This is a genomic window from Streptococcus sp. NCTC 11567 (genome assembly GCF_902141215.1).
Taxonomy (GTDB): Bacteria; Bacillota; Bacilli; order Lactobacillales; family Streptococcaceae; genus Streptococcus; species Streptococcus dysgalactiae.
In genome coordinates this window covers 585,554-610,745 of record NZ_LR595857.1, presented here as the reverse complement: position 1 = coordinate 610,745, position 25,192 = coordinate 585,554, and the positions used below count along the sequence as shown (strand labels likewise).

Sequence of the window (25,192 nt, the reverse complement as noted above, 5' to 3'; positions counted from 1 at the left end):
TTAAGCTTCGATTTCTGAAACGATACCTGAACCAACAGTACGTCCACCTTCACGGATTGAGAAAGTAGTACCTTGTTCTACGGCGATTGGGTGGATCAACTCAACGTTGATTGTCACGTTATCACCAGGCATAACCATTTCTGTACCTGCTGGAAGTTCGATTGAACCTGTTACGTCAGTTGTACGGAAGTAGAATTGTGGACGGTAGTTGTTGAAGAATGGAGTGTGACGTCCACCTTCGTCTTTAGAAAGGATATATACTTCACCTTTGAATTTAGTGTGTGGGTTGATTGAACCTGGTTTAGCAATAACTTGACCACGTTCGATTTCGTCACGTTGAACACCACGAAGAAGGATACCTACGTTGTCTCCTGCAAGACCTTCGTCAAGTTGTTTACGGAACATTTCAACACCAGTAACAACAGCTTTTTTAGTTTCTTCTTTGATACCAACGATTTCGATTTCGTCGTTGACACGAACAGTACCACGGTCGATACGTCCTGAAGCAACTGTACCACGACCTGTGATTGAGAATACATCTTCGACTGGAAGAAGTAATGGTTTGTCAGTGTCGCGTTCTGGTTCTGGGATGTACTCATCAACAGTACTCATCAACTCCATGATGATATCTTCGTATTTTGAGTCACCTTCAAGAGCTTTAAGAGCTGAACCTTGGATAACTGGAAGGTCATCACCTGGGAAATCGTATTCTGAAAGAAGGTCACGAATTTCCATCTCAACTAATTCGAGCAACTCTTCGTCATCAACAAGGTCAACTTTGTTCATGAAGACGATAAGATGTTTAACACCAACTTGACGTGAAAGAAGGATGTGCTCACGCGTTTGTGGCATTGGTCCATCAGTTGAAGCAACTACAAGGATAGCTCCGTCCATTTGGGCAGCACCAGTGATCATGTTTTTAACATAGTCCGCGTGTCCTGGTGCGTCGATGTGAGCATAGTGACGAGTTTCAGTTTCATACTCAACGTGTGCAGTGTTGATTGTGATTCCGCGTTCGCGCTCTTCTGGAGCAGCATCGATAGAAGCATAATCTTTTGGTTGGTTAACTGAAGTTGGTAAACGACGGGCAAGTACTGTTGTAATTGCAGCTGTTAAAGTTGTTTTACCATGGTCAACGTGTCCAATTGTACCAATGTTAACGTGGGGTTTACTACGATCGTATTTTTCTTTTGCCATTTTAGGAAAAGCCTCCAATAAAATATATTTTATAGATAGACGGTAGGCAATACAGTCTAACTTTACCTTACTATTGTAGCAAATTCTAAGGAAAATGCAAGTATTTTATGCCTTTTGCTTTTTCTTTATTTTTCCAAGTGATGGTAGGGTTGGATTTGAATGGATTGCCCAATATTTGAAGCATAAATCCAATCAGCATTTTGTAATTGGTCAAAATTCTCAGCGCGTCCTGTTAGGATGACACCTTCAAATTTAGCTGTCTTTGGATTCTTGTTTTGCCTTAAATACTCTTTTAGCATAGCTTTAGAGGAATAAACTTCCCCATCTTCAGTCGTTACCGTTTGGAGGCTACTCTCCTCCATTTTGAAGTATTGTTCTAGTCTATCTTGGAATGCAGTATAACTATTTTCCATCCCTTCAACAGGAGAAACAGCACTTTTATGACTATATTTTTGATAAATAGGGTTCAAATCCGGATTCTTTTTGGTTTGGTAAGCCTTAGCAATCTCAGCGTTCATCTTTTTCTGTTGCTCAGCTGTCAAACCCAAATTAAAGTAGGGGGTAAAACCAAATTGACTTTCCAAATATTCAAGCTGAACCCCGCTCCAAATCCAATTGAGTTTTAAATTTTTAGGAATGAACTGTTCCATTTCTTTTAATGTGTAGCCTTTATCAAAAGTGATTGCTACTTCTACAGCTTGTCCTGACATTTGACGGATGAGAGGAATATCTTGAGTGGGTTTTATCGACCCAAGTTGCACTTTTTTCCCCTTGTTAAAAAACATGGGAACCTTATAATGAGATGCTCTTGTGTACATCGAGCGACCATTATCATCAGACATCAATGAATTATTGTTTGCTGATGATTTCTGGTTTAAGATAAGGGAGTAATAATGTTCATATTTCTCAAAAGGAACGGATATACCATCAATATCTTTAAAACGGTGAGAGACAAAATTACCTGTGAATTGGGAAGTGGCATCGTAGCCCCAACTGCTATAACTAATATTAGGGTAGGCTATTTCAGAAATGACCGTATAATACTGTTGAATGTTTTGACCGTTCTTGCTAGTCAGTCTATTGAGTCCTATAAATCCTAACACCATAAGAAACAGGCTTAAGACTACACTAATGGTTACCGTTCTAAAAATATTTCGGCGTTTATGTCGCTTGGCAAGCTTTTCAAAATCAGTTGAAATCATCATATGTATATCCTGCTTTCTTCAATTTTTCTTTTAATAAGGCTCGTCCCCGCATCAAGTTAATTTTGACACTGCTTAAGGACTTGCGCAAAATACTTGCGATTTCTTTTACCGACAAGCCATCAAAATAATAAAGCGATAAAACCATGCGGTACTTTTCTGGTAAGGCACTAATGGTCTCGTACAAAGGGGTATAGTTAGGTTGTTCAAATTCGACAACCGTTTCTTGATGGAAAAAATCTCTTTGAAGAATCTCCAGATAGGTCTTGTCTCTTCGGTAATGATCAATGTATTTTCTGACAGCAACGCGATACATCCACGCACGTATCTTTTCAGGTGGGAGAATGATATTACTCTCTAACATTTTTAGGAAAACATCCTGACTAATGTCACGCGCCAACTGGTCCGGCACACCCGATGCTTTTAAATAAGCGATAATATCTTTTGAATAAACCACTAGTTCCTGTTCATATGGTTCTAACTTGATGGGGCTCACCCCCTTTCTACACTTATATAACGTATCATCCTTTATTTTGGTTACAAAAAAATCCCCTCAAAGGAGATTTTTATTGAAATTGGTTGATGTTAATGATGTTACTATTTTCTTTTCGAGCATCTTTCCGATAAGTTAGCTCTGCTTCTTTTAAAATGTCTTCACGCTTTTCATTGGCATCAATATTAAGCACAAACCCGACAGCCACCGATAAAACAAGTAAGCTATTTCCCCCTTGAGATAAGAAAGGGAAAGTTACTCCGGTTGAAGGAATCAAACCAGAAATCCCACCGATATTAACAAATACCTGCATCAGCATCATGCCACCAACTCCTAAGGCCATCATAGCATTAAAAGGATTTTTAGCCTTAATACCCACATTCATAATCCGTAAGATAAGGAAGAAAACAAGCGCCAAGATGAGTCCCGCTCCTATCAAACCTAACTCTTCAATAACAACGGAAAAGACAAAGTCTGTCTGTGCTTCTGGCAAATAACCCCGTTTTTCAATGGAATTACCCAGGCCTCTCCCAAACCAGCCACCATTACTCATAGCGTAATAAGAATTGGCCAGCTGATGCCCTGAATCTGTCAAATCATGGAAGGGATTAAAAAAGGCACTGAAACGTTTGGCGACATAACCAAAAACAGGAACTTTAGCAACTTTTTCCACCCCAATGAGGGCAATTGTTCCCAAAAACAGGGTTGATAAGCTAGTAATCAAGACAAGGATGGCTGAAAACCAACGGTAGCCAATCCCACTAATAGAGAACATGATAATAGCTGTCAATACGATAATGGAAGCATTTCCCAAATCAGGTTGAGCAGCAACCAAAAGTATCATAAAAAGGGAATAGACTCGCCAGTCTCGTAAGTCTCCCCATTCCGTCGGCCACCATTTACGACGCGTCAAGGCTTGATAGTCATAAAGACTGACTTTTTCCTGAATTTTGGCAAAGGTCAGAGCCAGATACCAGACCATTATAATTTTCAAATATTCAGCAGGTTGAAAGCTGATGGGACCAATGACAATCCAACCATGTGCTCCTTTGATAGCCGTCGTAAAGAAGCGAGCAATAACCAAGAGCGTCATTTCAATTAACATCACTAAGGTTAATACTTTGGTATTGGTTAAAAAGTTTAATTTTAACTTATAAATGAAAACAATAGCAATAAGACTTAACGTCCAAAATGCCCCTTGATTAATCACGGATTTAAACGGGTTAGCATGTGCTTGAATCAAGCTAACACTTGTCGTGGAATAGACCACGATTAAACCAATAACCGATAAAATTAAGTAAGGCAATAGTATGGAGTAATTTAAGAGGTGCCTTTTATCAATTTTCATAGTTTCCCCTATATTTCTTGAGATAATCATTTAGCATTATACCATCTTTCAAGAACAAACAAAAGTGAAAGTCAACCTCCTGCAAAAAGAAGCCTCCAAGTAAGCCTGACGAGGACATCAGACGAAACAAAGGAGACTTTTTGGGATAGACGATTTAGTGATAACCTAAAGCGTCTGCTGCCTTGATTTAATAGTAGGTAGAGGACTTTTCAAGGATTTAGCCTGAATTACGTAACCCAGTCGCAATTCCATTAATCGTTGTGTGAATTAATTTTTCATCCTCTTCTCTTAACTGATGATTGCGCAGGCGCTTAATCAATTCAATTTGAATATAGTTCAACACATTGAAATAAGGGAGACGAAAAGCTAAACTTTGTTTCAAAGATGGGTTATCTTCTAGTAACTCCTCATGTCCTTCGATGGCAAGAATCACATTTTTTGTCAACTGCCATTCGTCCAAAATCACATGAAAAACATCCCTAACCTCTTGGCTGTCTGCCAACTGAGCATATTGAAAAGCGATGTTCATATTTGATTTCGATAGCACCATATCCACATTCGATAATAAGGAATGGAAGAAGGGCCAAGTCTGGTACATGTGTTGGAGACGCTCAAGATTGCCTTCTGCTTGGTCAATATAATGTTTAAAGGCCGATCCTACCCCATACCATCCGGGGAACATGATACGATTTTGTGACCACGAAAAGACCCAAGGAATAGCCCGCAAGCCTGTGATTTCCGTAATCGTTTTACGGGCTGCCGGTCTTGACCCTATGTTAAGGCTAGAAACTTCCTTGATAGGACTTGCTTCAAAGAAATAATCGTAAAAATGAGGATTATCAAATACTAGCTGGTGGTAAATCTTATTACTGTCCGCAACAATACCATCCATGACTTCTCTGAATCCGTCAATTTCATTAGGGTTGGTAAGCATTTGTGTGACCATACGATTAATAGAAGCTGAAATGAGCATTTCTAAATGGTAATAAGCGACATCTTTATTACCATATTTATTTTCAATAATCTCCCCTTGTTCAGTGAGGCGAATGCGATCTTTAATAGAACCAAAAGGTTGTGAGGTGATGGCATCGTAAGAAGGGCCACCGCCTCGTCCAACTGTTCCTCCACGACCATGGAAGAAAGTGATTTTCACGCCATTTTCCTCTCCAATGGCTGTTAATTCATTTTGAGCTTTATAGAGGGTCCAACCTGAAGCAAGATAACCACCATCTTTATTACTGTCAGAATAACCTAACATAATTTCTTGATAGTTATGATTAGCTGCAATCCATGATTTAACCATATCATAACTCAAGTAAGTTGTCATAATGTCACGAGCATTGTCTAAGTCTTCAATAGTTTCAAAAAGTGGCACAATTTGCACACGAGCTTTGTGTTGGTCAATCAGACCAACTTCTTTGAGCATGATGGCCAATTCAAACATATCAGAAACACTTTCTGTGTGCGAAATGATGTGCTGCTTAATGACCTCATCACCTAGCTTATCCTTCAACTCACGTGCAGCTGCGTAAATCGCTAATTCTTTTTCGAGCAAATCTGACTTAGCAACTGCTGCTGAAGATAGTGTTCTTGGATCCTCTGTCAGTTGTTTCACAAGAAGATCACATTTTTCAGTTTCTGAAAGTGAGCTATAATCCTCAACGATATTAGCTCCTTTTAATAACTCTGCCACACATGCTTCTTGCACACTAGAGTCTTGCCTCATGTCAATACTTGCTAGGAAGAAGCCAAAAATATCAACAGCTTGCATCACTTCGCGTAAGTCGCCATCAACCAGTGCAACATCACCATTGCTTAAAAGAGATTGCTCAATGGCCATCAAATCAGCTTTAAAGTCTTCCGGCGAAACGTAGGCAGCAATAGGTCCTTCTAACTGATCTTGCATTGCTAACTGACGAGTAAGGCGATCCGCTGTGAGCGACTGTCCAGTGGTATCTTGGTCCCCTGTCAATTGAGTGCGTGTTTGGACAAGGCGGGACTTCACATAATGAAAAGCCCTACGGTAAGGTTCATTTTCACGGTAAATAGACTGGTCTTGGGATAAGCTAGCCAGACGCTCTACTTCTGCACTCGGTTGAATTAAGGTAGACGACAAAGAAAAGGTTCGGTAAAGAGCTGCTAATTTTTCAATATAATAATTCAGGATGACTTCGCTCTGAACAGTAGCAGATAACCTTAGGGTTTCAGCTGTGACAAAAGGATTCCCATCCCTATCTCCTCCAATCCACATGCCCATGGTTATGGGGTTAGGATTGACCAAGTCTAAGCCACGTTTCTGAGCCAAGTTTTTATACTCAGTTGTTAATTTGGTCACTGCTTGAATGAGAGAACCATTGTAATACTGCATGACGTTAGTAATCTCATTTTTGACCTTGAGTTTTTTCTCGCGGATAATATCTGTCTGCATAATGATTTCTATGTACCGATAGAGTTCATTATGCCACTTCTCTTGGTTAACGACACCAGCTTTGACATCACGATACTTACGAAGGAGATCATGGATATGCGTTGTCAACTCCAAAATGGTCTTGCGCTGCACTTGTGTCGGATGGGCTGTCAAAACAGGTACCACATTAACCTGCTCTAAGATGTCTTTGGCATTCTCTTTTTCTGCGACGGCATCAATAGTTAAGGCAAGTTTGCCTAAATAATCCTTGTTGGCATTATTTTGATAATTGATTTCATAAGCCAAATCCACATCTTCTGAAATGTTAATTAACAGAGGCAAGATTGAAAAGTATCTTGAAATCACATCCATATCTTGATTAGAAATGCTTGCGATAATCGTTTCTAACCCAACGTAATCTTGCTTTTCAGATAAAGCAACAATGGTTTCAATCGTTGCGAACGCCTCATCTCCAATCATTCGACGGGTGATTTTTTCCAACATATCTTTTAAAATAGCAACTTCCTCAGCAATAATAGCTTGGTTGTTACTACTCTCTAGCTTTTTAAGTGACAAACTATTGACTCCTTCTCTGTTAGCTTCTCTTTTTATCATACCACTTTTTACTAGAAATGAAAGCACTCTAAAGTGGAATGTTTGCTTTTTATCGAAAGTAAGCGTTTTATCGTCTTTAATGTATGGAACAATTTTTCTGTTATATCCTAGCCAAATTCTGTTATACTAGTGGTAATCATAAGTTAAGGAGACCATTATGGAATTAAAAAAACGTTCAGAATTTCCTGAAAATGAACTTTGGGATTTAACAGCGCTCTACAAAGACCGCCAAGATTTTTTACTCGCTATTGAAAAAGCCTTACAAGATATTGACCTATTTAAGCGCAATTATGAAGGCCGCTTAACATCGGTGGATGATTTCACTCAGGCCTTAATAGAAATTGAGCATATTTATATTCAAATGAGTCATATTGGCACTTATGCCTTTATGCCTCAAACCACTGACTTTTCAGATGAAAGTTTTGCTCAAATTGCTCAGGCTGGCGATGATTTCATGACTAAAGCTAGCGTTGCCCTTAGCTTCTTTGACACCGCCTTAGCCAATGCCGACCTTGACGTGTTAGATACATTAGAAAAGAACCCTTATTTCAGCGCAGCTATTCGCATGGCAAAAATCCAAAAAGAACACCTCTTAAGTCCTGATGTGGAAAAGGCTTTGGCTAACTTACGCGAGGTTATCAATGCGCCCTATGATATTTACACCAAAATGCGGGCTGGTGACTTTGACATGGATGATTTTGAGGTGGATGGTAAAACCTATAAAAATAGCTTTGTTTCTTACGAAAATTTCTATCAAAATCACGAAAATGCTGAAATTCGTGACAAAGCTTTCCGTTCCTTCTCAAAAGGTCTCCGTAAACACCAAAATACAGCTGCAGCGGCTTACTTAGCCAAGGTTAAATCTGAAAAACTGTTAGCGGATATGAAAGGCTACGCTTCTGTCTTTGATTACCTCCTAGCTGAACAGGAAGTGGATCGTAGCTTGTTCGACCGCCAAATTGACCTCATCATGACTGAATTTGGACCGGTTGCTCAGAAATTCTTAAAACACGTCGCCCAAGTCAATGGTCTTGAGAAAATGACTTTTGCTGACTGGAAGCTAGATATTGACAATGATCTCAATCCAGAAGTCAGCATTGATGGTGCCTATGACCTCGTGATGAAATCTCTAGCCCCATTAGGACAAGAATACACGAAAGAAATCGAACGTTATCAGACAGAACGCTGGGTTGACTTTGCTGCTAACGCCAATAAGGATTCTGGTGGTTATGCTGCTGATCCCTACAAGGTTCATCCGTATGTCTTAATGAGTTGGACTGGAAGAATGTCTGATGTTTATACCCTTATTCATGAAATCGGACACTCTGGCCAATTTATTTTCTCTGATAATCACCAAAGTTACTTCAACACCCATATGTCAACTTATTACGTCGAAGCGCCATCGACCTTTAATGAATTGATGCTTAGTGATTACTTGGAACATCAGTTTGATGACCCTCGTCAAAAACGTTTTGCCCTTGCTCACCGTTTAACAGACACCTACTTCCATAACTTTATCACTCACCTATTGGAAGCGGCTTTCCAACGTAAGGTTTACACCCTTATTGAAGAAGGCGGTACCTTTGGAGCTGACCAATTAAATGCGATGATGAAAGAGGTCTTAACAGACTTCTGGGGAGATGCCGTTGACATTGACGATGACGCAGCTCTTACCTGGATGCGCCAAGCGCATTACTACATGGGCTTATATAGTTATACCTATTCTGCTGGGCTTGTTATGTCAACAGCTGGTTACCTCAACCTTAAACATAATCCAAATGGTGCCAAGGAGTGGCTTGACTTCCTAAAATCAGGTGGCAGCCGTACACCTCTTGATACTGCAATGCTCATTGGGGCAGACATTGCCACTGAAAAACCTCTTCGGGATACCATTCAATTCTTGAGTGATACCGTTGACCAAATTATCAGTTACACCGAGGATATGTCACATGCCTAATCTCTATGATTTTACGGTTAAGGCTCAGGACGGCAGTGACATCTCACTAGTTAACTACAAAGAAAAAGTGGTTTTGGTCGTGAATACAGCTACCAAATGTGGGCTAACCCCACAATACCAGGCCTTGCAAGCACTATATGACACATACCATGACAAGGGATTTGAGGTCTTAGATTTTCCTTGCAACCAATTTTTAAATCAAGCTCCAGGAGATGCTGAGGAGATTAATCACTTTTGCAGTCTGACCTATCACACTACTTTCCCTCGCTTTGCAAAAATCAAAGTGAATGGTAAAGACGCTGATCCTTTGTTCACCTGGTTAAAAGAAGAAAAAAGTGGGCCCCTCGGGAAACGCATCGAATGGAACTTCGCTAAATTTCTCATTGACCAAAATGGTCAAGTCATTAAACGCTATTCCTCAAAGACAGATCCTAAACTAATTGAAGAAGACCTTAAAGCACTTCTTGGTTAATATAAAATAGACTTGGTGTGCCAAGTCTATTTTATATTATAGTTACTAATTAAAAACTTCTTGATAAAATTCAATGCTATCACCATCTTTAACGGTAATTTGATCGGCACCCTTATCTGCCATCTTTCCATTCACCTTAAAAAGCCAGTATTTGTTAGCTTTCATATCTTGTTCAATACCATCAATAGAAGTGATAAAGCCATCTTTTTCTTTGACCTCATAATTATCTTTGAGGACCTCAAGCACTGTGTCTCCTTCCTCAAAAGAAACTTTTTCGTCAACAGTATTGGTGTCTTCTTTAACAACTAAGCGAACGTGATGGTCTGATTTGGGAACGCTTGGAGTCTGTGTTTGTTTTGTTCCTTGCGAGCAAGCCACTAGTAGCATAGCAACAAGTACTAAAAATCCTGTTTTAAATCCTTTGTTCACCGATTAACCTCCTAAATAACATCATAATAACTGGAAAAAAGACGAGAGTTGATAAAGCATGCGCTATATTAAAGGGCATCCCTGCTAAAACATAGCTCCACCAAGGCATACTATACAAATACGCAAAACAAGTATCTATCAGCACCCCATAAAGAAATCCCCCAAAGCCAGCAAAAACAGCCTGATAGATAATTTGGTGGCGTTTTACTCTCAGCGTTAGGGGATAAAAGATATACCGCCAAAGCAAGAGAATGAAAGCAAAACACGTAATCTGCCAGAAAACCCAGGGACCAAAGCCAAGTAAAAAAGATGAGGACAATAAGCATAACATCATGACTAAACTAGCTTCTGCTAACCCAAAATAAAGAAGATATCCTAAAAAAATAGCCGTCACAGGCTGGACATTAGGAAGACTACTAAAAGCAATGCGAAGTACTACACAAAGAGCTGACATCACAGCGATTCGACTAACAACCTTAGTTGACATAATTTCTCTTTCTTGTTTTTTCTTTATTATGACAGATTTTAAAGCACTTAGCCAGTTTTGGGCTCATTTCTTATCAAACTAACATAAAATGAGGATAACTTAATAAAGAAGTGACCCTACTCTTCTACGATATAGTTAAAGACTAGCTTATTCTGTTCACTGATATAGGTCATAGCTATATACTAACTTGAGGAATGATTTCTTACATAGGCTCTCACTCGATTCTTGACCCTTTTAGCATGAACTCCTTAAAATGCAAGATAATATAAGGAAATAGTTAGGATATTTTGATTTTTCCCAGTAATTAAGGTACAATAGCAATAATGAGAAGAAGAATAAAACCTATTGTTGTGCTCGTCTTCTTTGCGCTACTGGCAATGGTATTAATCATTGGAAAGTTACACGCTAATCAAGTGAAACAAAAAGAGCTTGAGCAAGCAAAGGCTAATATTCCTATTGCAACCAGTAGTTCAACTAAAACAAGCACAAGTGAGACTGAAGACTTTGTTTTAAATCCTATTATTGATGTTTCCGGTTGGCAACTCCCAGAAGAAATTGATTATGACACTTTATCACATAACATCTCTGGGGCAATTGTTCGTGTCTATGGAGGGTCACAAATCACAGCCCATAATAATGCGGCTTTTACCACCGGAATTGACAAATCTTTTAAAAAACACATCAAGGAATTCCAAAAGCGTGATGTCCCCGTAGCTGTTTACAGCTATGCCCTTGGACGCAGTGCCAAAGAAATGCGAGAAGAAGCAAGAGCCTTCTACAAAAATGCCGCTCCTTTTAATCCAACTTATTATTGGATTGATGTCGAAGAAGTGACGATGAAAGATATGAACAAAGGTGTTAAAGCATTTAGAGAAGAACTTAAAAAACTAGGGGCTGAAAATATCGGTTTGTATATCGGGACCTACTTTATGGCTGAACAAGAAATCTCAACAAAAGGTTTTGATGCCATTTGGATTCCCACTTATGGTAGCGATTCGGGCTATTACGAGGCCGCTCCTAATACAACTCTAGATTACGACTTGCACCAATACACTTCACAAGGCTACATCAACGGTTTTAACCATCCCTTGGATTTGAATCAAATTGCTGTAACCAAGGACACTAAAAAAACGTTTGAAAAACTCTTTGGAAAGATTAAGAACTAAAAGACCAGTTTAGAAACTGGCTTTTTTACGTTTGATAACTCCTGTTTCTGTTCGTCTTGGTATTCTAAAGTTTAGATGGTAAGCCAATTTTCTTGACAGGGCTTTCACGGCATCATATAATATAGAAAAAAATATAATGATTCACAAAGGAGTGCTTTGGCTGAGATCGCAATTGCGAAATCCTGAGGACCTGATCTTGCTAGTACAAGCGTAGGGATTGTGACCAAACGATAATAGTTGGGAAAACAATGCTCTTTTTTGTCTCTGAAAAGGAGTTTTTTATGTCAAAAAACACAAATGTCAAATACCTTATCGAAGCTGCTATTTTTGCTGCCCTAGCAATGGCACTTTCCTTCATTCCAGATTTTGCAGGATGGTTTAGCCCTTCATATGGTGCTATTCCTCTGGTTATCTTCTCTTTGAGACGTGGGTTGAAATATGGATTGCTTGCGGGACTTATTTGGGGACTATTACATTTTGCACTTGGAAAAGTTTACTATCTCAGCATGTCCCAAGTCTTTATTGAGTATATTTTAGCCTTTATTTCAATGGGATTAGCAGGAATCTTCTCTGATAGTCTTGTCAAAACCTTAAGACAACAAAAAAAACCTTTTGCCTTGCTTATCGCCTTAATGGCTACTATCGTAGCCGTTGGGGTACGCTACCTCTGGCACTTTATTGCAGGTGTTATTTTCTGGGGAAGCTATGCTCCAAAAGGGATGTCTGCCATCTGGTATTCCTTTACTGTCAATGGAACTGCTGGATTGCTTACTTTATTAGTCACGCTTTTGGCCCTCTTGCTTATCTTGCCAACCCAACCTCAATTTTTTGATCCAAGAGACTAAGCTTTAACAATTTGAAAGAAAACTTTAAAAAATGGTATAATGTTAGTGTTATACCATTTTTTATGTTTAAGACAATGATAAGGACTTGATCATGGCTAAAAAAACAAAACGCAAAAAAACCTTAGTGGAACAAATATTAGATAAGGCTCACATCGCTCATCAGAGACTGAGTCTTAATGCTTTAGAAGGTGATTTGCCCTCAGGCATTCAAGCTTCTGATATTTATAAAACCCTCGCCCTCATCGGGGATAAAACGGGACCTCTAATTGGGATTATCCCTTTGACAGAACACTTGTCTGAAAAGCAACTGGCAAAAGTCTCTGGTAATAAGAAGGTCTCCATGATTCCTCAAAAAGACTTGCAAAAGACAACTGGCTACGTTCACGGGGCAAACAATCCTGTTGGGATTCGTCAAAAGCATTCCTTTCCTATTTTTATTGATGAAACGGCCCTCGAGAAGGGACAGATGATTGTCTCTGCTGGTGAGATTGGACGTTCTATTCAAATCGACAGTCACACCTTAGCCGATTTCGTTGGGGCAAGCTTTGCTGATTTAAAGGAGAAAAAATGAGAACTATTGCAAATATGATTTGGTTTATCTTTTCTGGTTTTTGGGCTTGGTTGGCCTGGTCTTTTATCGGTATTTTGCTGTGCTTAACGATTATTGGTATCCCTTTTGGCCTTCAATGCTTTAAAATCGGCAACTTTGGGTTATTTCCTTTCGGTAAAACTATCGACACCGGTACAGGAACTGATAGCCTCATCTTAAATCTCCTCTGGATGTTAATCTGTGGTTGGAGCCTAGCGGTGATGCACCTTACCTCTGCTCTTTTACTCTGTATTTCCATTATCGGAATTCCTTTTGCAGGTCAGTGTCTCAAGTTAGCTCTCATCAGTCTCTTTCCTTTTGGTGCTCGAATCACTTACCTTTAAAGGGATCTTTTCATGAAATTATATTTTGTAAGACATGGTAAAACCCTCTGGAATTTGGAAGGGCGTTTTCAGGGAGCTGGCGGTGATTCACCCCTACTTGAAGAATCCAAAGACGAGATTCGCTTATTAGGAAAGTCGCTATCAAAAATTTCCTTTGATGCTGTCTATACCAGTGACCTTCCTAGAGCGATGGCTACGGCAGCCATTATTTTGGACTCTTTTGACCAAGAACCTAGCCTTTACCATACTGATCAACTTCGGGAGTGGCGATTAGGCAAATTGGAAGGGGCAAAGATAGCCACTATGGCAGCTATTTATCCTCAACAGATGTCAGCTTTTCGTCATAATTTAGCCCAATTTAAACCGCATCACTTTGAAGCAGAATCCATCTACCAGACCACCCAGCGCGTGAGGCAACTGATTGAATCATTTGGTGACAAAAACTACCATAATGTCCTTATTGTGGGACATGGAGCCAATTTAACTGCTAGCATTCGGTCACTCTTAGGTTTCGAACCCGCTTTACTGCTGGCCAAAGGTGGATTGGACAATGCTAGTTTAACCATACTTGAAACTAAGAATGGTCAAGACTTTCAGTGTTTAAAATGGAACGATAAATCCTTTACAGAATAACAAAAACCGTCCTAAATTAGTGTTAGGACGTTTTTTTAAATCTATGAGTGCCAATGAGTTATAATCTTTCCAGTCGTTTTCTAAAAAAGCCAACAAGTAGGCGGCCTCTTCTCTCAAGGAAAACGTGACTTGCTAACCTCCTTATTACTTAGTCTTTAGCGAAAGAAACGGCTCTGATACTCTTTATCTGGCATATTTTAAGCGCAAAACCTTTTCTTGCTGCTTGGTTAATCGAAGCAAGATAACCACTTTGTCAATGCTCATGTTGCTTTCAAGCAAACGCTCTGCTGCCATCATCAAACCATTGTTGATACCCATCTGTAAAATTGGATTTTTCTTGTCATTGACATCAAAAATAAATTTATTATCAGGTAAATCAAAGAGTACTTTAACAGCACCAAAGAGTTGTTCAAAGTTATCAATCGCCACATCATAAACAGGCTTAGTTCTTGGCTTTAACTGACGTCCTCTATGGTTAAACCACATCGAATGCCATCCACCGTTAAAAGCCCCCATGATATCATTGTCATAAGAATCCCCAACATATAGTGTGGTTTGTGGGTTCATGTCAAACTGTTCTGCCGCCAGGTTAAAAATTTCTTTTTCTGGTTTTTGAAACCCTGTTGCTTGGCTCACAATGACACGCTTAGGATCAATATAATCATAAAGCCCTAATTTACGAACTTTTTTCAGCTGATGTTCTGTTGGCCCATTAGTAATAATCCCCATTGGAACATTCTTTGATTTTAAAAAATCCAGGGTCATGCGCATCTCGTCTAGCATGGTAATGTTCTCAAGTTCGTGCTCATAGACTTCTTGAAAATGTACTCCCGCAGCTTCGTCGATTTCTCGATAGCCAAACTCAAGCAGTGTTTCCTTGCAACGCCAGAATCGGAAATATTCGGTCGTCCACTCCCCTGCCATTACTCTTGGGAATCCAACATCTGAATAATGACGAAAGCGAATATAAGCTTGATTCATTACTGACATATCAAAATCTGGGAAGCACTTTTCCATGGCGATTCGATAAGGCGCTTGCTGGTCGTAAATTGTGTCATCCACATCAAAAACAATAGCAGTAATCATGAGTCTCTCTTCTTTTCTAGTTTAATATCCCAATCATTATACTATTTTCCATTAGGCTTTTCAATTTTATTTTCAAAAAAGTGCCCCGCTGCAGTCGCATTTTCCAACGAAATATAGGTGTATTCTAGCCTCTTTTATGATACAATGGAAAGGAAATCGTATTGGAGGAAAATATGTCTAATCAACACATCGAAGAATTAAATGACCAACAGATTGTCCGTCGTGAAAAGATGATGGCTCTGGCTGAACAAGGAATTGATCCTTTCGGTAAACGCTTTGACCGCACAGCCAATTCTGCTGAATTAAAAGAAAAGTATGCTGATAAAACAAAAGAAGAATTACATGAGTTAAACGAAACAGCTATTGTTGCTGGCCGCTTGATGACAAAACGTGGCAAAGGTAAGGTTGGTTTTGCTCATCTTCAAGACCGTGAAGGCCAAATCCAACTTTATGTTCGCAAGGACTCTGTTGGCGAAGACAACTATGAAATCTTCAAAAAAGCCGATTTAGGCGACTTTATCGGCGTTGAAGGCGAAGTCATGCGTACAGACATGGGCGAGTTGTCAATCAAGGCAACCAAGTTGACTCACCTTTCTAAATCACTTCGTCCTCTTCCTGAAAAATTCCACGGATTAACTGATATTGAAACCATTTACCGTAAGCGTCACCTTGATTTAATTTCAAATCGTGAAAGCTTTGACCGCTTCGTGACCCGTTCCAAAATGATTTCAGAAATCCGTCGTTATTTAGACGGACTTGATTTCCTAGAAGTAGAAACGCCTGTGCTTCATAACGAAGCTGGTGGTGCTGCTGCTCGTCCTTTCGTTACTCACCATAATGCTCAAAACATTGACATGGTACTTCGTATCGCAACAGAACTTCATTTGAAACGTTTGATTGTTGGTGGTATGGAACGTGTCTATGAAATTGGTCGTATCTTCCGTAACGAGGGAATGGATGCTACTCATAATCCTGAGTTCACTTCTATTGAGGTTTACCAAGCCTATGCAGACTATCTTGATATCATGAACCTGACAGAAGGCATTATCCAACATGCTGCTAAAGCTGTTAAAGGTGATGGCCCTATTGATTATCAAGGAACCGAAATCCGTATCAATGAACCTTTCAAACGTGTTCACATGGTAGATGCTATCAAGGAAGTGACAGGTGTTGATTTCTGGCCTGAAATGACTGTCGAAGAAGCTATTGCACTTGCCAAAGAAAAACAGGTCCCACTCGAAAAACACTTCACAAGTGTCGGACATATCATCAATGCTTTCTTCGAGGAATTTGTTGAAGAAACCTTGGTCCAACCAACCTTTGTCTTTGGTCATCCTGTTGAAGTATCGCCTTTGGCTAAGAAGAATCCAGAAGATACCCGCTTCACCGACCGCTTCGAACTTTTCATCATGACCAAAGAATACGCCAATGCTTTCACAGAGTTAAATGATCCCATTGACCAATTATCTCGTTTTGAAGCACAAGCACAAGCCAAAGAACTTGGTGATGACGAAGCAACTGGCATTGACTACGACTTCGTTGAAGCTCTTGAATATGGTATGCCGCCAACCGGTGGACTCGGAATTGGTATTGACCGTCTCTGCATGTTATTAACAAACACAACAACTATCCGAGATGTACTACTTTTCCCAACAATGAAGTAATCTCGCTTAAAAACCATGATATCATAAGGTTTCTGGAGATAGAATTGCATAACTTAACAAAAATTTAACAAAAATTATTAAAGACTTGATAAACCAAAATTAAAAGATTTTAAATCAAAAAAAAACGAACTAAGCTAAACCTAGAAATTTAATTCTAAGTATGTGTTCGTTTTTTTTATGCAATCTATAACTTTTGTAAGACCTGGTTTCACCGTTTCTATTTTGAACTGGTGTAAATAACCTATATTTTCAGGTATTCTAGTCATTGATCTTTATCAATTATTCAACTAATTTCAAACAACTTCACTTGAATAAGGTGAACTTTTTTTATGCCTATAACATTAATTAAGGAGAAAATCATGATTAATTTAGATAACCATATCGACAATCTTTACAATGCTATTAGACTTCTTCAAAGTCAAATTACTAGAAATATCTTTAACGGAGAACAGAAGTTTTCCGTTTTTAGTTTAGGAAATGATATTACTTCTATGTATATATAAAACAGACTTCGATTTCAAAATTTCAGATATTACCTCTCTGAGTTCTTATCAGGAGCTCTTAGAAGAAACTCCACCTCGGTCAAGAGAATATCTGTACTCTAGGATTGAGGAGTTTTACCAGATTTGGATTGAGCCGGTGAAGGCGGTGATGTAAATCATTTGATACATCCATAAACAATTTCATAAGTGTTTCCTGTCTTTTGTGCTATATTATCAAAACGACTTTTATTTTCGGTGTAGATATCTGTGAGATCAATTCTTGTTTTTGTATCAAAATCAAATTTTCTTGTTTCTATCTTTGCCTCTATTACTAATCCTATTATCTACCAAAAAGTTAAAAATTTTTAATCTGTTTAGAATAAATACTACTTAAATCTGCAAGTAATATTTTATTTCTATGTAATCTTTACAATATCATATTATTGAAAAATTTACCTACGACATCTATACAATATTTCATTAATTTTGTTTATATTTAGATTCGAAAAGTTATTTAGATTATATTACTTAAATTCCCGTTGTAATTTATCTAATGATAAATGTTATAATAGTTATGATATTTAAGGAGAAGCAATGAATAACAAATATATTATTTTAGCTAATTTAAGGAAACTAAAAGCTGATTTCGAAAATACACTTAGTACTTCTCGTTCCTCAGTTTCTGAAGAAAAAATCCGTAGTGGTTTTTTAAATAAACTATTTGAACTTTTTGGGTGGAATCTTTCAGATATCACTGAAGTTATTGAGGAGAAACATCTTGAAGGTGAAGCAAAAAAAAATCTAATTTCAATTAGTAGTGGTCACAAAAAACCTGATTATATATTTTGCGAAAATGGTGTGTATAAAATGGTGTGTGATGCGAAGAACATAACTGAAGATTTTAAAAATTCAAAGTCAAATGCTTTCCAAATTCGTTCTTATTCTTGGTCTATGAATCTACCACTTGCTATGATGTCAAATTTCCATGAATTTGGTGTATATGATACAACATTTATACCTGATCAAAATCAAGATCCTCAGTTTAAAGCTATCTTTTTTACAATTGATGATTTAATTCAGGACTTTGATAAATACTCTACTTTCTTTTATAAGGATAAAATTCAAAAACATGATTGGGATATTAGTGACGGATTAGATATAAAATTGCACAATGAAAAAAGTAAAACTCTAGATATTGCTTTTTTTGAAATCTTAGAAAATTTTAGAGTACGACTCGGACAAGCTATCTTGGAAAATATTCCCAAGATTAATCAAGATAGCTTAAACTATTACACTCAAGTGATAATAAACAGAGTTCTATTTATTCGATTTTTAGAAGATTTAAATATAGAAACCAATGGAACACTTCAAAGCTATTTAAATACACAAAATTTTTGAGAAAGTTTTGTCAGAAAGACAGTATCCGAATTTAAATTAAAGTATGACGGTGCTCTTTTTGATATAGATTTACCAAATCTTGCACTAACTAATGATGTATTTGTAGACTTTGTATCCAGTATTACAGGCAATTCTCCTTATCGTTTTGATGTAATAAAACCATCATTTATTGCAGAAATTTACGATCAATTTTTAGGTCGACAATTATTTGTATATGATAATAAACTTCAAATCTCCAACAAGCCCCTTTCTCCTGATGGCGCTGTACCAACTCCGTACGAAATGTCTTCATACATTTGTAAACAGACCATTCAATTAGATCACATTTCGAATATAAATGACTTGTTAAAATTAAAAATACTCGACCCCTGTGTAGGAAGTGGTAGTTTTTTACTGGCTACGCTTGAACTACTGGTGGAAAAGTATAAAACCATCACTAACTCAGAAAGAATAGCACTATCTGATGTAAAAGCTATAATAAAAAACTGCTTATATGGTGTTGATATTGACCCTACTGCCCTTGAAGTCCTAAAGATGACTTTATCTTTAAAGATTGTAATGTCAAATTTCATTTTACCTGAACCATTTAGTAAAATCCTTAGTGCAATTGATAATAACTTTAAATATGGCAATACAATTGTACAAGAAGATGCCCTCATGTTAGCTTCTGAAGAATTTGAACAATTTCCGACTAAATTTGAAGAATTATTTCCAATTATATTTAAAGAAGGTGGTTTTGACTATGTAGTTACCAATCCTCCATATGTAGAGCCTAAACATTTTAAAAGAAAGTGGCCTTTAACTCATAGATATTTAAAAAATAAATATAATTTAAGCGATAAAGTAGATATCTCAATGTTTTTTGTATTGCGCATAAACGACTTATTAAAGAGTGATGGAAAATATGGATTAGTGATTCAGAAACGGTTCTTTAATACTGAATACGGAAGGAAAGTAAGAAACTACCTAACCACTCAGGGAGTACTTCATACAATTCATGACTTTGAAAGCAACTATCTTTTCAAAGACAAAACAACATATATTGCCTGCCTGTTTGGTGGTAGTTCTAAAACCTCCAAAAAACTTGAATTATCTCAAATTCGTTATGCGAAACACGAAGGTAAATTAAATAGTACCCGTACTAATTTAAACGAGGTTATAATGACGGAAACCAGGTCTGCATTAATAGAGAGTAGCCTATTTATCAATCGAAATTGGTCGTATGAATCACTTACTTTTACTCACTTTCTAGAACAAAAATTATTACATTCTCCGGATTTAGTTGTTTTAGATGATATAGAAAGATTAAATATTGGCGTTGGACCACAAGTATTAGATAGTCGATTTTATTTTCTACATGATGTAGTTAAAATGAGTGATGGTACAATACAAGCTTTTAATCGTCGAAATGAGAAAGTTATAATTGAACAGGATCTAGTTCGTCCTGTATTAAGGAATGATTTTCCTGAAGAATATAATGTTGTTCGGGAAACTAAAGATTATCTCATTTTTCCATATAATGAAGATGGGACTTTAATAAGTTTATTGGATATCCAAAAATCATTTCCAAATGGCTATGATTACTTAAGTTACATGAATCAACATAGTACCACTGAAAAAGTTGACAACGAGGATGAATTCTATAGATACACTCGTGAAACAAAGTTAAACTCATTTCAAAGACCTAAAATTTTTATTCCAATGACAATAAAAAATGTAAAAGCATCGTTTATTGAAAAGAATATGTTTGGGGACAATTCCAATATGAACTCAATACTTGATAAATATGATGACATTATTTTTTTAAAGGCAATGTGTATTGTTTTTAATTCTAAGTTATTTAACGATCTTGCAATCATATTATCTGGTGAGGCTAGTAACGGATACAGGAAGCTGAATAAACAGTTCTTAAAATTAGTTCCAGTTCCTATTTTATCAACTGATTCTCAAAATATTCTAGTTAACTTCTACGAAGAAATTTCTAAGTTAAGAAATTATATTTCAAACTCATCCGGAGCAAAGCAAACTGCTTATAAAAATAAATTGTTAGCTATTATTAATAAAGCTAATAGCAAAGTAAAATCTCTATACAATTTCTCTGATGCTGAGATACAAAGTATAGAACAACTATCTGAAAGGAAGTAAATTATAGTTGTTAAAAAAAATAATTATAGAGTATCTCTTAAAGAAAAATATTTCACCGTCTAGGGAATTTTTAGATTTCTTAGATACAAATACTACAGAATTATCCTCGTTTAATCAGATTACCGATTCAGGACAATTCACTGAAATTGAAGATTTGGCTTATCAATTAGATAGTATTTATTCTGACAATGATCGAAAAAAAAATGGAATATATTTTACCCCCAAAAAAATTGCTAATCTAATGGGATGTTATTCTTTACATATAAAGAATACAATTGATATACCTAATATATTTGACCCAGCTATTGGGAGCGGTATTTTTCTTTTAACTATTGCAAAGGAATTAGTAAAATCTTCTAATGTCGACATAATAAAAATAATCGAAAATCACCTATTTGGTGTAGATATAGTAAAGGAAAATGTAATTCTTTCTAAAATTTTATTAGGTACCTTGTCTTACGAATTAAAAAGAAGCTTACCTAAAAAATTTAACCTTGTACAACTAGATAGTCTATCGCTCACTGAAAAAAGTGTAAAATCTTTATTTTCAATAGAACATTTTGATATTGTTATTTCTAATCCTCCTTATGTCAGCGGAGAACAAATCTCTGATGATACAAAAATATATTTCAAGCATTATCCAAACACAGTTTATGGAAATCCGGACTTATATATTCCATTTTTTGAATTGGGATTAAAATTATTAAAGCCCTCAGGTATTGGTGCATTTATTACACCCAACTCTTATTTTAGAAGTCAGAACGGAAAAAAATTAAGAGCATATTTAAGAGATAAGACTGAAGTTATAAAACTTATTAACTTCAACTCTGACTTGGTTTTTGACGATATCTCACACTACTCTGCGATAAATTTTTTCATAAAAAAAAGTAATGATCAGCAACAAAATCGTATGTATTTCCTTGATAATTACCATAATAATATTACGGTAAAAGACTTCAATTGGATGCAAATGAATCCGATTGACTCTTGGCATACACTTAATTTGATTGAAAAGAGTATCATTACAAAACTAGAAAATCTTTCAGAAACAACTCTTAATAATTTAAAATTTCAAAATGGAGTGGCTACTCAAAGAAATAATATTTTTATGTTCAAAGTATTGCATGAAGACGAGGATTTTTATTATTTTGAGAATGATTCGAAGAAATTTCAAGTTGAAAAATATATCACACGACCATTTGTTCTACCAAATAAAAGCAATAGGGATGATTCGCTAAGGATAATTTTTCCTTATCAATATGAGAATAATTCAGATATTGTTCCGATTACCCCTGAAGAGATGCTAAACAATTACCCATTTTGTCTAGAATACCTTAAGACATTTAAAGATGAATTGAATATGAGAAAATCTGACAAGAATATGAAGTATTGGTATTTATACGGTCGTAGTCAAGGTCTTAAGCAATATGGGCCACGTTTATATATACCGTATATGGCTAATCGGGTAACAACTTCTCTATCTACATCAAATGATGAGGTATTTGCGGCTGGTTATGCCATTTTCTCCTCTAATTTACTTTTACTTTCAACTATTTCTAAAATTCTTGAATCAAAATTATTTTCATTTTATATTAGTAAAGTTTCAAAACCTTATTCTAGCGGTTATTTCTCAACTGCTAAAAATATGATTAAAAATTTATCAATCCCTGATATTAAAGAAATATCAAATTTGGATGTTAAAAAATTAACAGATGATAAACTCTATGAATTGTATAACTTGACACAGGAAGAAGTTTCTTATATCGAACGAAGCTTTTAAAATCATAATTTTTGCTCTCTAAATTTTTAAATAACATATAAGGCGGTGTTCACTCATGGCCTTGTAGAAAACTTTCCAAAAAATATGTCTTTTCAGGAAAAATATCTTTCCTTTAAAACAGCAATTTCCCAATCTTTCTATTATGACGGAAAGTAAAAAAATTATGAAAAAATACCTCTCTTTTACGAATAGATTAATGAGAGGTATTTTTTATGAATAAAATTTATTACGATAATCTAATTTCAAAATTCTTTTCTGATATCCACAACAATCTCATAGAACGAACTGGTTATGTTACAGTCTACAGACAGTCTGGACTTATTCTGGGATGGACAGCAGGTGGAGATACTCCAACTTATCAATTATTAACTGAAATTAATAATCATTTCTTCTCTACCAATTTAGAAGAATGCTTCTGATATTGAAAGATACGAACTAATTTATTCTCTGGCTGTGTACTTATTTTAAAATAAAAGTAGTGATCTCGACAGTCCTTCGCATTTTCTTTATTAAGCTTAAAGTAGCGTTTATGCGTCATTGCCATTTCTCTCAAAATAGCGTCTGTTAGGAATGGAAGCGGAATATCAAGAGTAGAATACTTGTAGAAATCTTCTTCAAACTGATAATAAGAATCTGAAAAATAGTCTATCTGAAGCTTATTCTCATAAACGTCTTTCTTTATCAAACAGATCACCTTCCCATAAATTAATATTTAGAATATCTGCAACCTGAAGCAACTGATAACCGTCAGTTGTTTTTATTGTAATTTCTTTTGGGCTAATTTCTGTTATCGTCCCAATTTTAAAGCGTCTTCTGTTGTTTACTTTTATTGTGAATAGTCCTGCTAACTGCCCTGCATATAATTGGCTAATGAGTTTTAATTTATTAATTAGTGTCAGCTCTGAACTCACATCTTCTTTAGTTTTATCGTCGTTTAACGAGGTAGTGTGTTCAGATAGAAAGAATCCCATCCATTTCAACATTCCTCTATCTTGGTGTTCCCTAGCCGATTGGAAGGGTAAATAAGTTCTATCGATCATTTTAGTCCATCTAATCCTCCAGCCGAGTGACCTCCAACCAATTTACTCCTAGCAATACTGCGAGAGGCTTCTTGCAATGAATTAGCCTTTTGAAGCGTAGTAAAACCAAATTGATTGCGAATACTATCAATCGCTGACTGAAGCCTTTCTTCCTTTTCTATTTTTTCTATATCATCAAATAATGAGATTAATCCAAATGATTCATCTACAAATCCTGAATAATTAACGCCTACACTACGCACCGAGCCACTTTCATACTTTTTATGAAACAGGGTAAGAACATGATTAATCAGTACTTTTGTGTTATTCGTTGGTTCAACTTTCATCTGAACTTGAATCGGGCGTTTTTCTTCTTTCCTCGAATAACCTACAAAGATAGAAACATTTGTAGTTTTCTTATGAGCTCTTCTTAAACGAATCGCTACTTGTTCAGCCATCTCTCTTAAAACCAATTCAATTTCTGCTTGTCTATCATAATCTCTTGGTAATACCTGAGAATTTCCTAGTCCCTTGGATTTTGCTTTATAGGGTTTATGAACGTTGCTCTCATCAATGCCATTGGCATGAAAGAATAAATCTACTCCAATAACACCGAACTCTTTTTTCAAGATATCTGAATTGGCATTTGCTAATTCCCGAATAGAAAAGATTCCTAACTTGTTTAGTCTTTTTTCTATACGTCGGCCTATTCCCCAAAAATCCGTCATATTAGGTATTGCCCAAACTTTCGTCTCAACATCTTCATAAGACCAATTTGATCGCATGGTAACGGTCTTTTTTGCTTCATTATCTAATGCAAGTTTGGCTAACAGTGGGTTGGCATTAGACATTCCAATTGTTGAGTAAATACCTGTCTTCCGGAAAATATCTTTTTGTATACTAGCAGATATAATGTCTAATTTCTCTTTTCGACTTATATTCTTATCACTAATGAAATAATTTAATGAGGAAGTGAGATCAATAAATCCTTCATCAATAGAGTATGGAAGAATATCAGCAGGGCTAGCGTAATCTTGAAAGATATGTTGGATCTCTATGTTCTTCTCAATGTATAAGTCCATTCTAGGCGGTACGATAAACGTATTTTTAGCCCATTCTTCGATAAATCTAACATATTCTGGTGTTGTTGGTAACCCTTGGCGTTCTGCGTTGTAATAAGAAAATTTCCGTGTATGAATATCAAAAGGAAGATCATAAGACCGTCCAACATTTGATTTTCCAAAAACTTCTTTAAACTTTGGCGACGAAGCGAGGATTAAACCATTAGAGTTATCAGCTCTACTCATGACACAAAGGCTAGTCATAAGTGGATGCAACCCTCTTTCAACACATTCGACACTTGCATAAAAAGACTTCATATCCACAAAAGCTATATCTGACTTAGGTTCTCGTGAATAATCAAAGTAGCCCATC

General features: G+C 36.6%; 23 protein-coding genes and 1 riboswitch. Of the genes, 12 read left to right on the top strand and 11 right to left on the bottom strand.

The genetic code is table 11. From position 1 onward, the window contains the following. The 5 genes from tuf to ppc all read right to left on the bottom strand — a co-directional run bounded on the left by tuf (nt 1) and on the right by ppc (nt 7,223). Nucleotides 1–1,197 (bottom strand): elongation factor Tu, encoded by a 1,197-nt coding sequence (gene tuf, locus FQT67_RS03260; RefSeq protein ID WP_003054233.1) that lies wholly within the window; start codon nt 1,195–1,197, stop codon nt 1–3. Between the two features lie 125 nt (nt 1,198–1,322). After that, nucleotides 1,323–2,402 (bottom strand): anti sigma factor C-terminal domain-containing protein, encoded by a 1,080-nt coding sequence (locus FQT67_RS03255; RefSeq protein WP_014612144.1) that lies wholly within the window; start codon nt 2,400–2,402, stop codon nt 1,323–1,325. Continuing rightward, nucleotides 2,386–2,856 (bottom strand): RNA polymerase sigma factor, encoded by a 471-nt coding sequence (locus FQT67_RS03250; protein WP_003054231.1) that lies wholly within the window; start codon nt 2,854–2,856, stop codon nt 2,386–2,388. The genes FQT67_RS03255 and FQT67_RS03250 overlap by 17 nt, the downstream gene beginning before the upstream one ends. Before the next feature lie 109 nt (nt 2,857–2,965). Next, nucleotides 2,966–4,240: an FtsW/RodA/SpoVE family cell cycle protein gene (locus FQT67_RS03245; protein WP_015057430.1), complete on the bottom strand. Its 1,275-nt coding sequence runs from the start codon at nt 4,238–4,240 to the stop codon at nt 2,966–2,968. A 217-nt stretch (nt 4,241–4,457) separates the two neighbouring features. After that, nucleotides 4,458–7,223 (bottom strand): phosphoenolpyruvate carboxylase, encoded by a 2,766-nt coding sequence (gene ppc / locus FQT67_RS03240; RefSeq protein ID WP_046177510.1) that lies wholly within the window; start codon nt 7,221–7,223, stop codon nt 4,458–4,460. A 196-nt stretch (nt 7,224–7,419) separates the two neighbouring features. Here ppc and pepF point away from each other — a divergent pair, with 196 nt between their 5' ends. After that, nucleotides 7,420–9,219 (top strand): oligoendopeptidase F, encoded by a 1,800-nt coding sequence (gene pepF / locus FQT67_RS03235; protein ID WP_046177511.1) that lies wholly within the window; start codon nt 7,420–7,422, stop codon nt 9,217–9,219. Then, the gene (locus FQT67_RS03230) at nt 9,212–9,691 is read left to right on the top strand and encodes a glutathione peroxidase (RefSeq protein ID WP_015057427.1); all 480 of its coding nucleotides are present in this window, start codon (nt 9,212–9,214) and stop codon (nt 9,689–9,691) included. Before pepF ends, FQT67_RS03230 begins: the two co-directional genes overlap by 8 nt. Nucleotides 9,692–9,736: 45 nt before the next feature. Here the strand turns inward: FQT67_RS03230 and FQT67_RS03225 are convergent, their stop codons facing one another. Further along, a complete protein-coding gene (locus tag FQT67_RS03225; protein ID WP_046177512.1) occupies nt 9,737–10,120 on the bottom strand; it encodes a DUF4430 domain-containing protein in 384 nt (127 codons plus the stop codon). Further along, entirely contained in the window at nt 10,104–10,607 is a 504-nt protein-coding gene (locus tag FQT67_RS03220; RefSeq protein WP_003050014.1) for a membrane protein, read from the bottom strand. Before FQT67_RS03220 ends, FQT67_RS03225 begins: the two co-directional genes overlap by 17 nt. Before the next feature lie 323 nt (nt 10,608–10,930). Between FQT67_RS03220 and FQT67_RS03215 the strand changes: the two genes are divergently transcribed. The 5 genes from FQT67_RS03215 (at nt 10,931) to FQT67_RS03195 (ending at nt 14,184) form a co-directional block, all read left to right on the top strand. Beyond that, a complete protein-coding gene (locus FQT67_RS03215; protein WP_003060216.1) occupies nt 10,931–11,773 on the top strand; it encodes a glycoside hydrolase family 25 protein in 843 nt (280 codons plus the stop codon). A 137-nt stretch (nt 11,774–11,910) separates the two neighbouring features. Beyond that, nucleotides 11,911–12,007, top strand: a riboswitch (TPP riboswitch). Nucleotides 12,008–12,054: 47 nt separating this feature from the next. After that, the gene (thiT, locus tag FQT67_RS03210; RefSeq protein WP_041788876.1) at nt 12,055–12,618 is read left to right on the top strand and encodes an energy-coupled thiamine transporter ThiT; all 564 of its coding nucleotides are present in this window, start codon (nt 12,055–12,057) and stop codon (nt 12,616–12,618) included. A gap of 91 nt (nt 12,619–12,709) precedes the next feature. Next, nucleotides 12,710–13,189: an aminoacyl-tRNA deacylase gene (locus tag FQT67_RS03205; protein WP_115283372.1), complete on the top strand. Its 480-nt coding sequence runs from the start codon at nt 12,710–12,712 to the stop codon at nt 13,187–13,189. Then, nucleotides 13,186–13,551 carry a YccF domain-containing protein gene (locus tag FQT67_RS03200; RefSeq protein ID WP_012766708.1) on the top strand — a complete coding sequence of 122 codons (366 nt, stop codon included), beginning with the start codon at nt 13,186–13,188 and terminating at the stop codon, nt 13,549–13,551. The genes FQT67_RS03205 and FQT67_RS03200 overlap by 4 nt, the downstream gene beginning before the upstream one ends. A gap of 12 nt (nt 13,552–13,563) precedes the next feature. After that, on the top strand, nt 13,564–14,184 hold the full coding sequence (locus FQT67_RS03195; protein WP_003055428.1) for a histidine phosphatase family protein: 621 nt from the start codon (nt 13,564–13,566) through the stop codon (nt 14,182–14,184). 183 nt (nt 14,185–14,367) lie between these two features. Here FQT67_RS03195 and FQT67_RS03190 read toward each other — a convergent pair whose 3' ends face one another. Continuing rightward, the gene (locus FQT67_RS03190) at nt 14,368–15,270 is read right to left on the bottom strand and encodes an HAD family hydrolase (protein ID WP_003055421.1); all 903 of its coding nucleotides are present in this window, start codon (nt 15,268–15,270) and stop codon (nt 14,368–14,370) included. Between the two features lie 173 nt (nt 15,271–15,443). Here FQT67_RS03190 and lysS point away from each other — a divergent pair, with 173 nt between their 5' ends. From lysS to FQT67_RS03175, 5 genes are all read left to right on the top strand, one after another. Further along, nucleotides 15,444–16,934, top strand: a complete 1,491-nt coding sequence (lysS, locus tag FQT67_RS03185; protein WP_003055423.1) for a lysine--tRNA ligase — start codon at nt 15,444–15,446, stop codon at nt 16,932–16,934. A gap of 359 nt (nt 16,935–17,293) precedes the next feature. After that, a complete protein-coding gene (locus tag FQT67_RS10750) occupies nt 17,294–17,437 on the top strand; it encodes a hypothetical protein (protein ID WP_172601559.1) in 144 nt (47 codons plus the stop codon). Between the two features lie 573 nt (nt 17,438–18,010). Then, nucleotides 18,011–18,814 (top strand): hypothetical protein, encoded by an 804-nt coding sequence (locus FQT67_RS10905; RefSeq protein ID WP_261308895.1) that lies wholly within the window; start codon nt 18,011–18,013, stop codon nt 18,812–18,814. Nucleotides 18,815–18,877: 63 nt separating this feature from the next. Continuing rightward, nucleotides 18,878–20,959: an N-6 DNA methylase gene (locus tag FQT67_RS10900; protein ID WP_348639759.1), complete on the top strand. Its 2,082-nt coding sequence runs from the start codon at nt 18,878–18,880 to the stop codon at nt 20,957–20,959. A 7-nt stretch (nt 20,960–20,966) separates the two neighbouring features. Beyond that, nucleotides 20,967–22,739 (top strand): N-6 DNA methylase, encoded by a 1,773-nt coding sequence (locus FQT67_RS03175; protein ID WP_261308894.1) that lies wholly within the window; start codon nt 20,967–20,969, stop codon nt 22,737–22,739. A gap of 382 nt (nt 22,740–23,121) precedes the next feature. Here the strand turns inward: FQT67_RS03175 and FQT67_RS03170 are convergent, their stop codons facing one another. The 3 genes from FQT67_RS03170 to FQT67_RS03160 are packed head-to-tail and all read right to left on the bottom strand — an operon-like array spanning nt 23,122 to nt 25,191. Further along, nucleotides 23,122–23,424, bottom strand: coding sequence for a DUF5960 family protein (locus tag FQT67_RS03170; protein WP_046177513.1), 303 nt, complete (start codon nt 23,422–23,424; stop codon nt 23,122–23,124). Beyond that, nucleotides 23,402–23,779, bottom strand: a complete 378-nt coding sequence (locus FQT67_RS03165; RefSeq protein ID WP_046177514.1) for a hypothetical protein — start codon at nt 23,777–23,779, stop codon at nt 23,402–23,404. The genes FQT67_RS03170 and FQT67_RS03165 overlap by 23 nt, the downstream gene beginning before the upstream one ends. Next, a complete protein-coding gene (locus tag FQT67_RS03160) occupies nt 23,776–25,191 on the bottom strand; it encodes a Y-family DNA polymerase (RefSeq protein ID WP_046177515.1) in 1,416 nt (471 codons plus the stop codon). The genes FQT67_RS03165 and FQT67_RS03160 overlap by 4 nt, the downstream gene beginning before the upstream one ends. Nucleotide 25,192 lies beyond the last annotated feature (1 nt).

Coding starts and splice junctions, on each gene's coding strand:
- FQT67_RS10905 (WP_261308895.1), top strand. CDS start 18,011: ATGAATAACAAATATATTATTTTAGCTAATTTAAGGAAACTAAAAGCT.
- FQT67_RS03205 (WP_115283372.1), top strand. CDS start 12,710: ATGGCTAAAAAAACAAAACGCAAAAAAACCTTAGTGGAACAAATATTA.
- FQT67_RS03195 (WP_003055428.1), top strand. CDS start 13,564: ATGAAATTATATTTTGTAAGACATGGTAAAACCCTCTGGAATTTGGAA.
- thiT (WP_041788876.1), top strand. CDS start 12,055: ATGTCAAAAAACACAAATGTCAAATACCTTATCGAAGCTGCTATTTTT.
- FQT67_RS03220 (WP_003050014.1), bottom strand. CDS start 10,607: ATGTCAACTAAGGTTGTTAGTCGAATCGCTGTGATGTCAGCTCTTTGT.
- tuf (WP_003054233.1), bottom strand. CDS start 1,197: ATGGCAAAAGAAAAATACGATCGTAGTAAACCCCACGTTAACATTGGT.
- FQT67_RS03245 (WP_015057430.1), bottom strand. CDS start 4,240: ATGAAAATTGATAAAAGGCACCTCTTAAATTACTCCATACTATTGCCT.
- FQT67_RS10750 (WP_172601559.1), top strand. CDS start 17,294: ATGATTAATTTAGATAACCATATCGACAATCTTTACAATGCTATTAGA.
- lysS (WP_003055423.1), top strand. CDS start 15,444: ATGTCTAATCAACACATCGAAGAATTAAATGACCAACAGATTGTCCGT.
- FQT67_RS03215 (WP_003060216.1), top strand. CDS start 10,931: ATGAGAAGAAGAATAAAACCTATTGTTGTGCTCGTCTTCTTTGCGCTA.
- FQT67_RS03200 (WP_012766708.1), top strand. CDS start 13,186: ATGAGAACTATTGCAAATATGATTTGGTTTATCTTTTCTGGTTTTTGG.
- FQT67_RS03160 (WP_046177515.1), bottom strand. CDS start 25,191: ATGGGCTACTTTGATTATTCACGAGAACCTAAGTCAGATATAGCTTTT.
- FQT67_RS03190 (WP_003055421.1), bottom strand. CDS start 15,270: ATGATTACTGCTATTGTTTTTGATGTGGATGACACAATTTACGACCAG.
- pepF (WP_046177511.1), top strand. CDS start 7,420: ATGGAATTAAAAAAACGTTCAGAATTTCCTGAAAATGAACTTTGGGAT.
- FQT67_RS03230 (WP_015057427.1), top strand. CDS start 9,212: ATGCCTAATCTCTATGATTTTACGGTTAAGGCTCAGGACGGCAGTGAC.
- FQT67_RS03255 (WP_014612144.1), bottom strand. CDS start 2,402: ATGATGATTTCAACTGATTTTGAAAAGCTTGCCAAGCGACATAAACGC.
- FQT67_RS03165 (WP_046177514.1), bottom strand. CDS start 23,779: ATGATCGATAGAACTTATTTACCCTTCCAATCGGCTAGGGAACACCAA.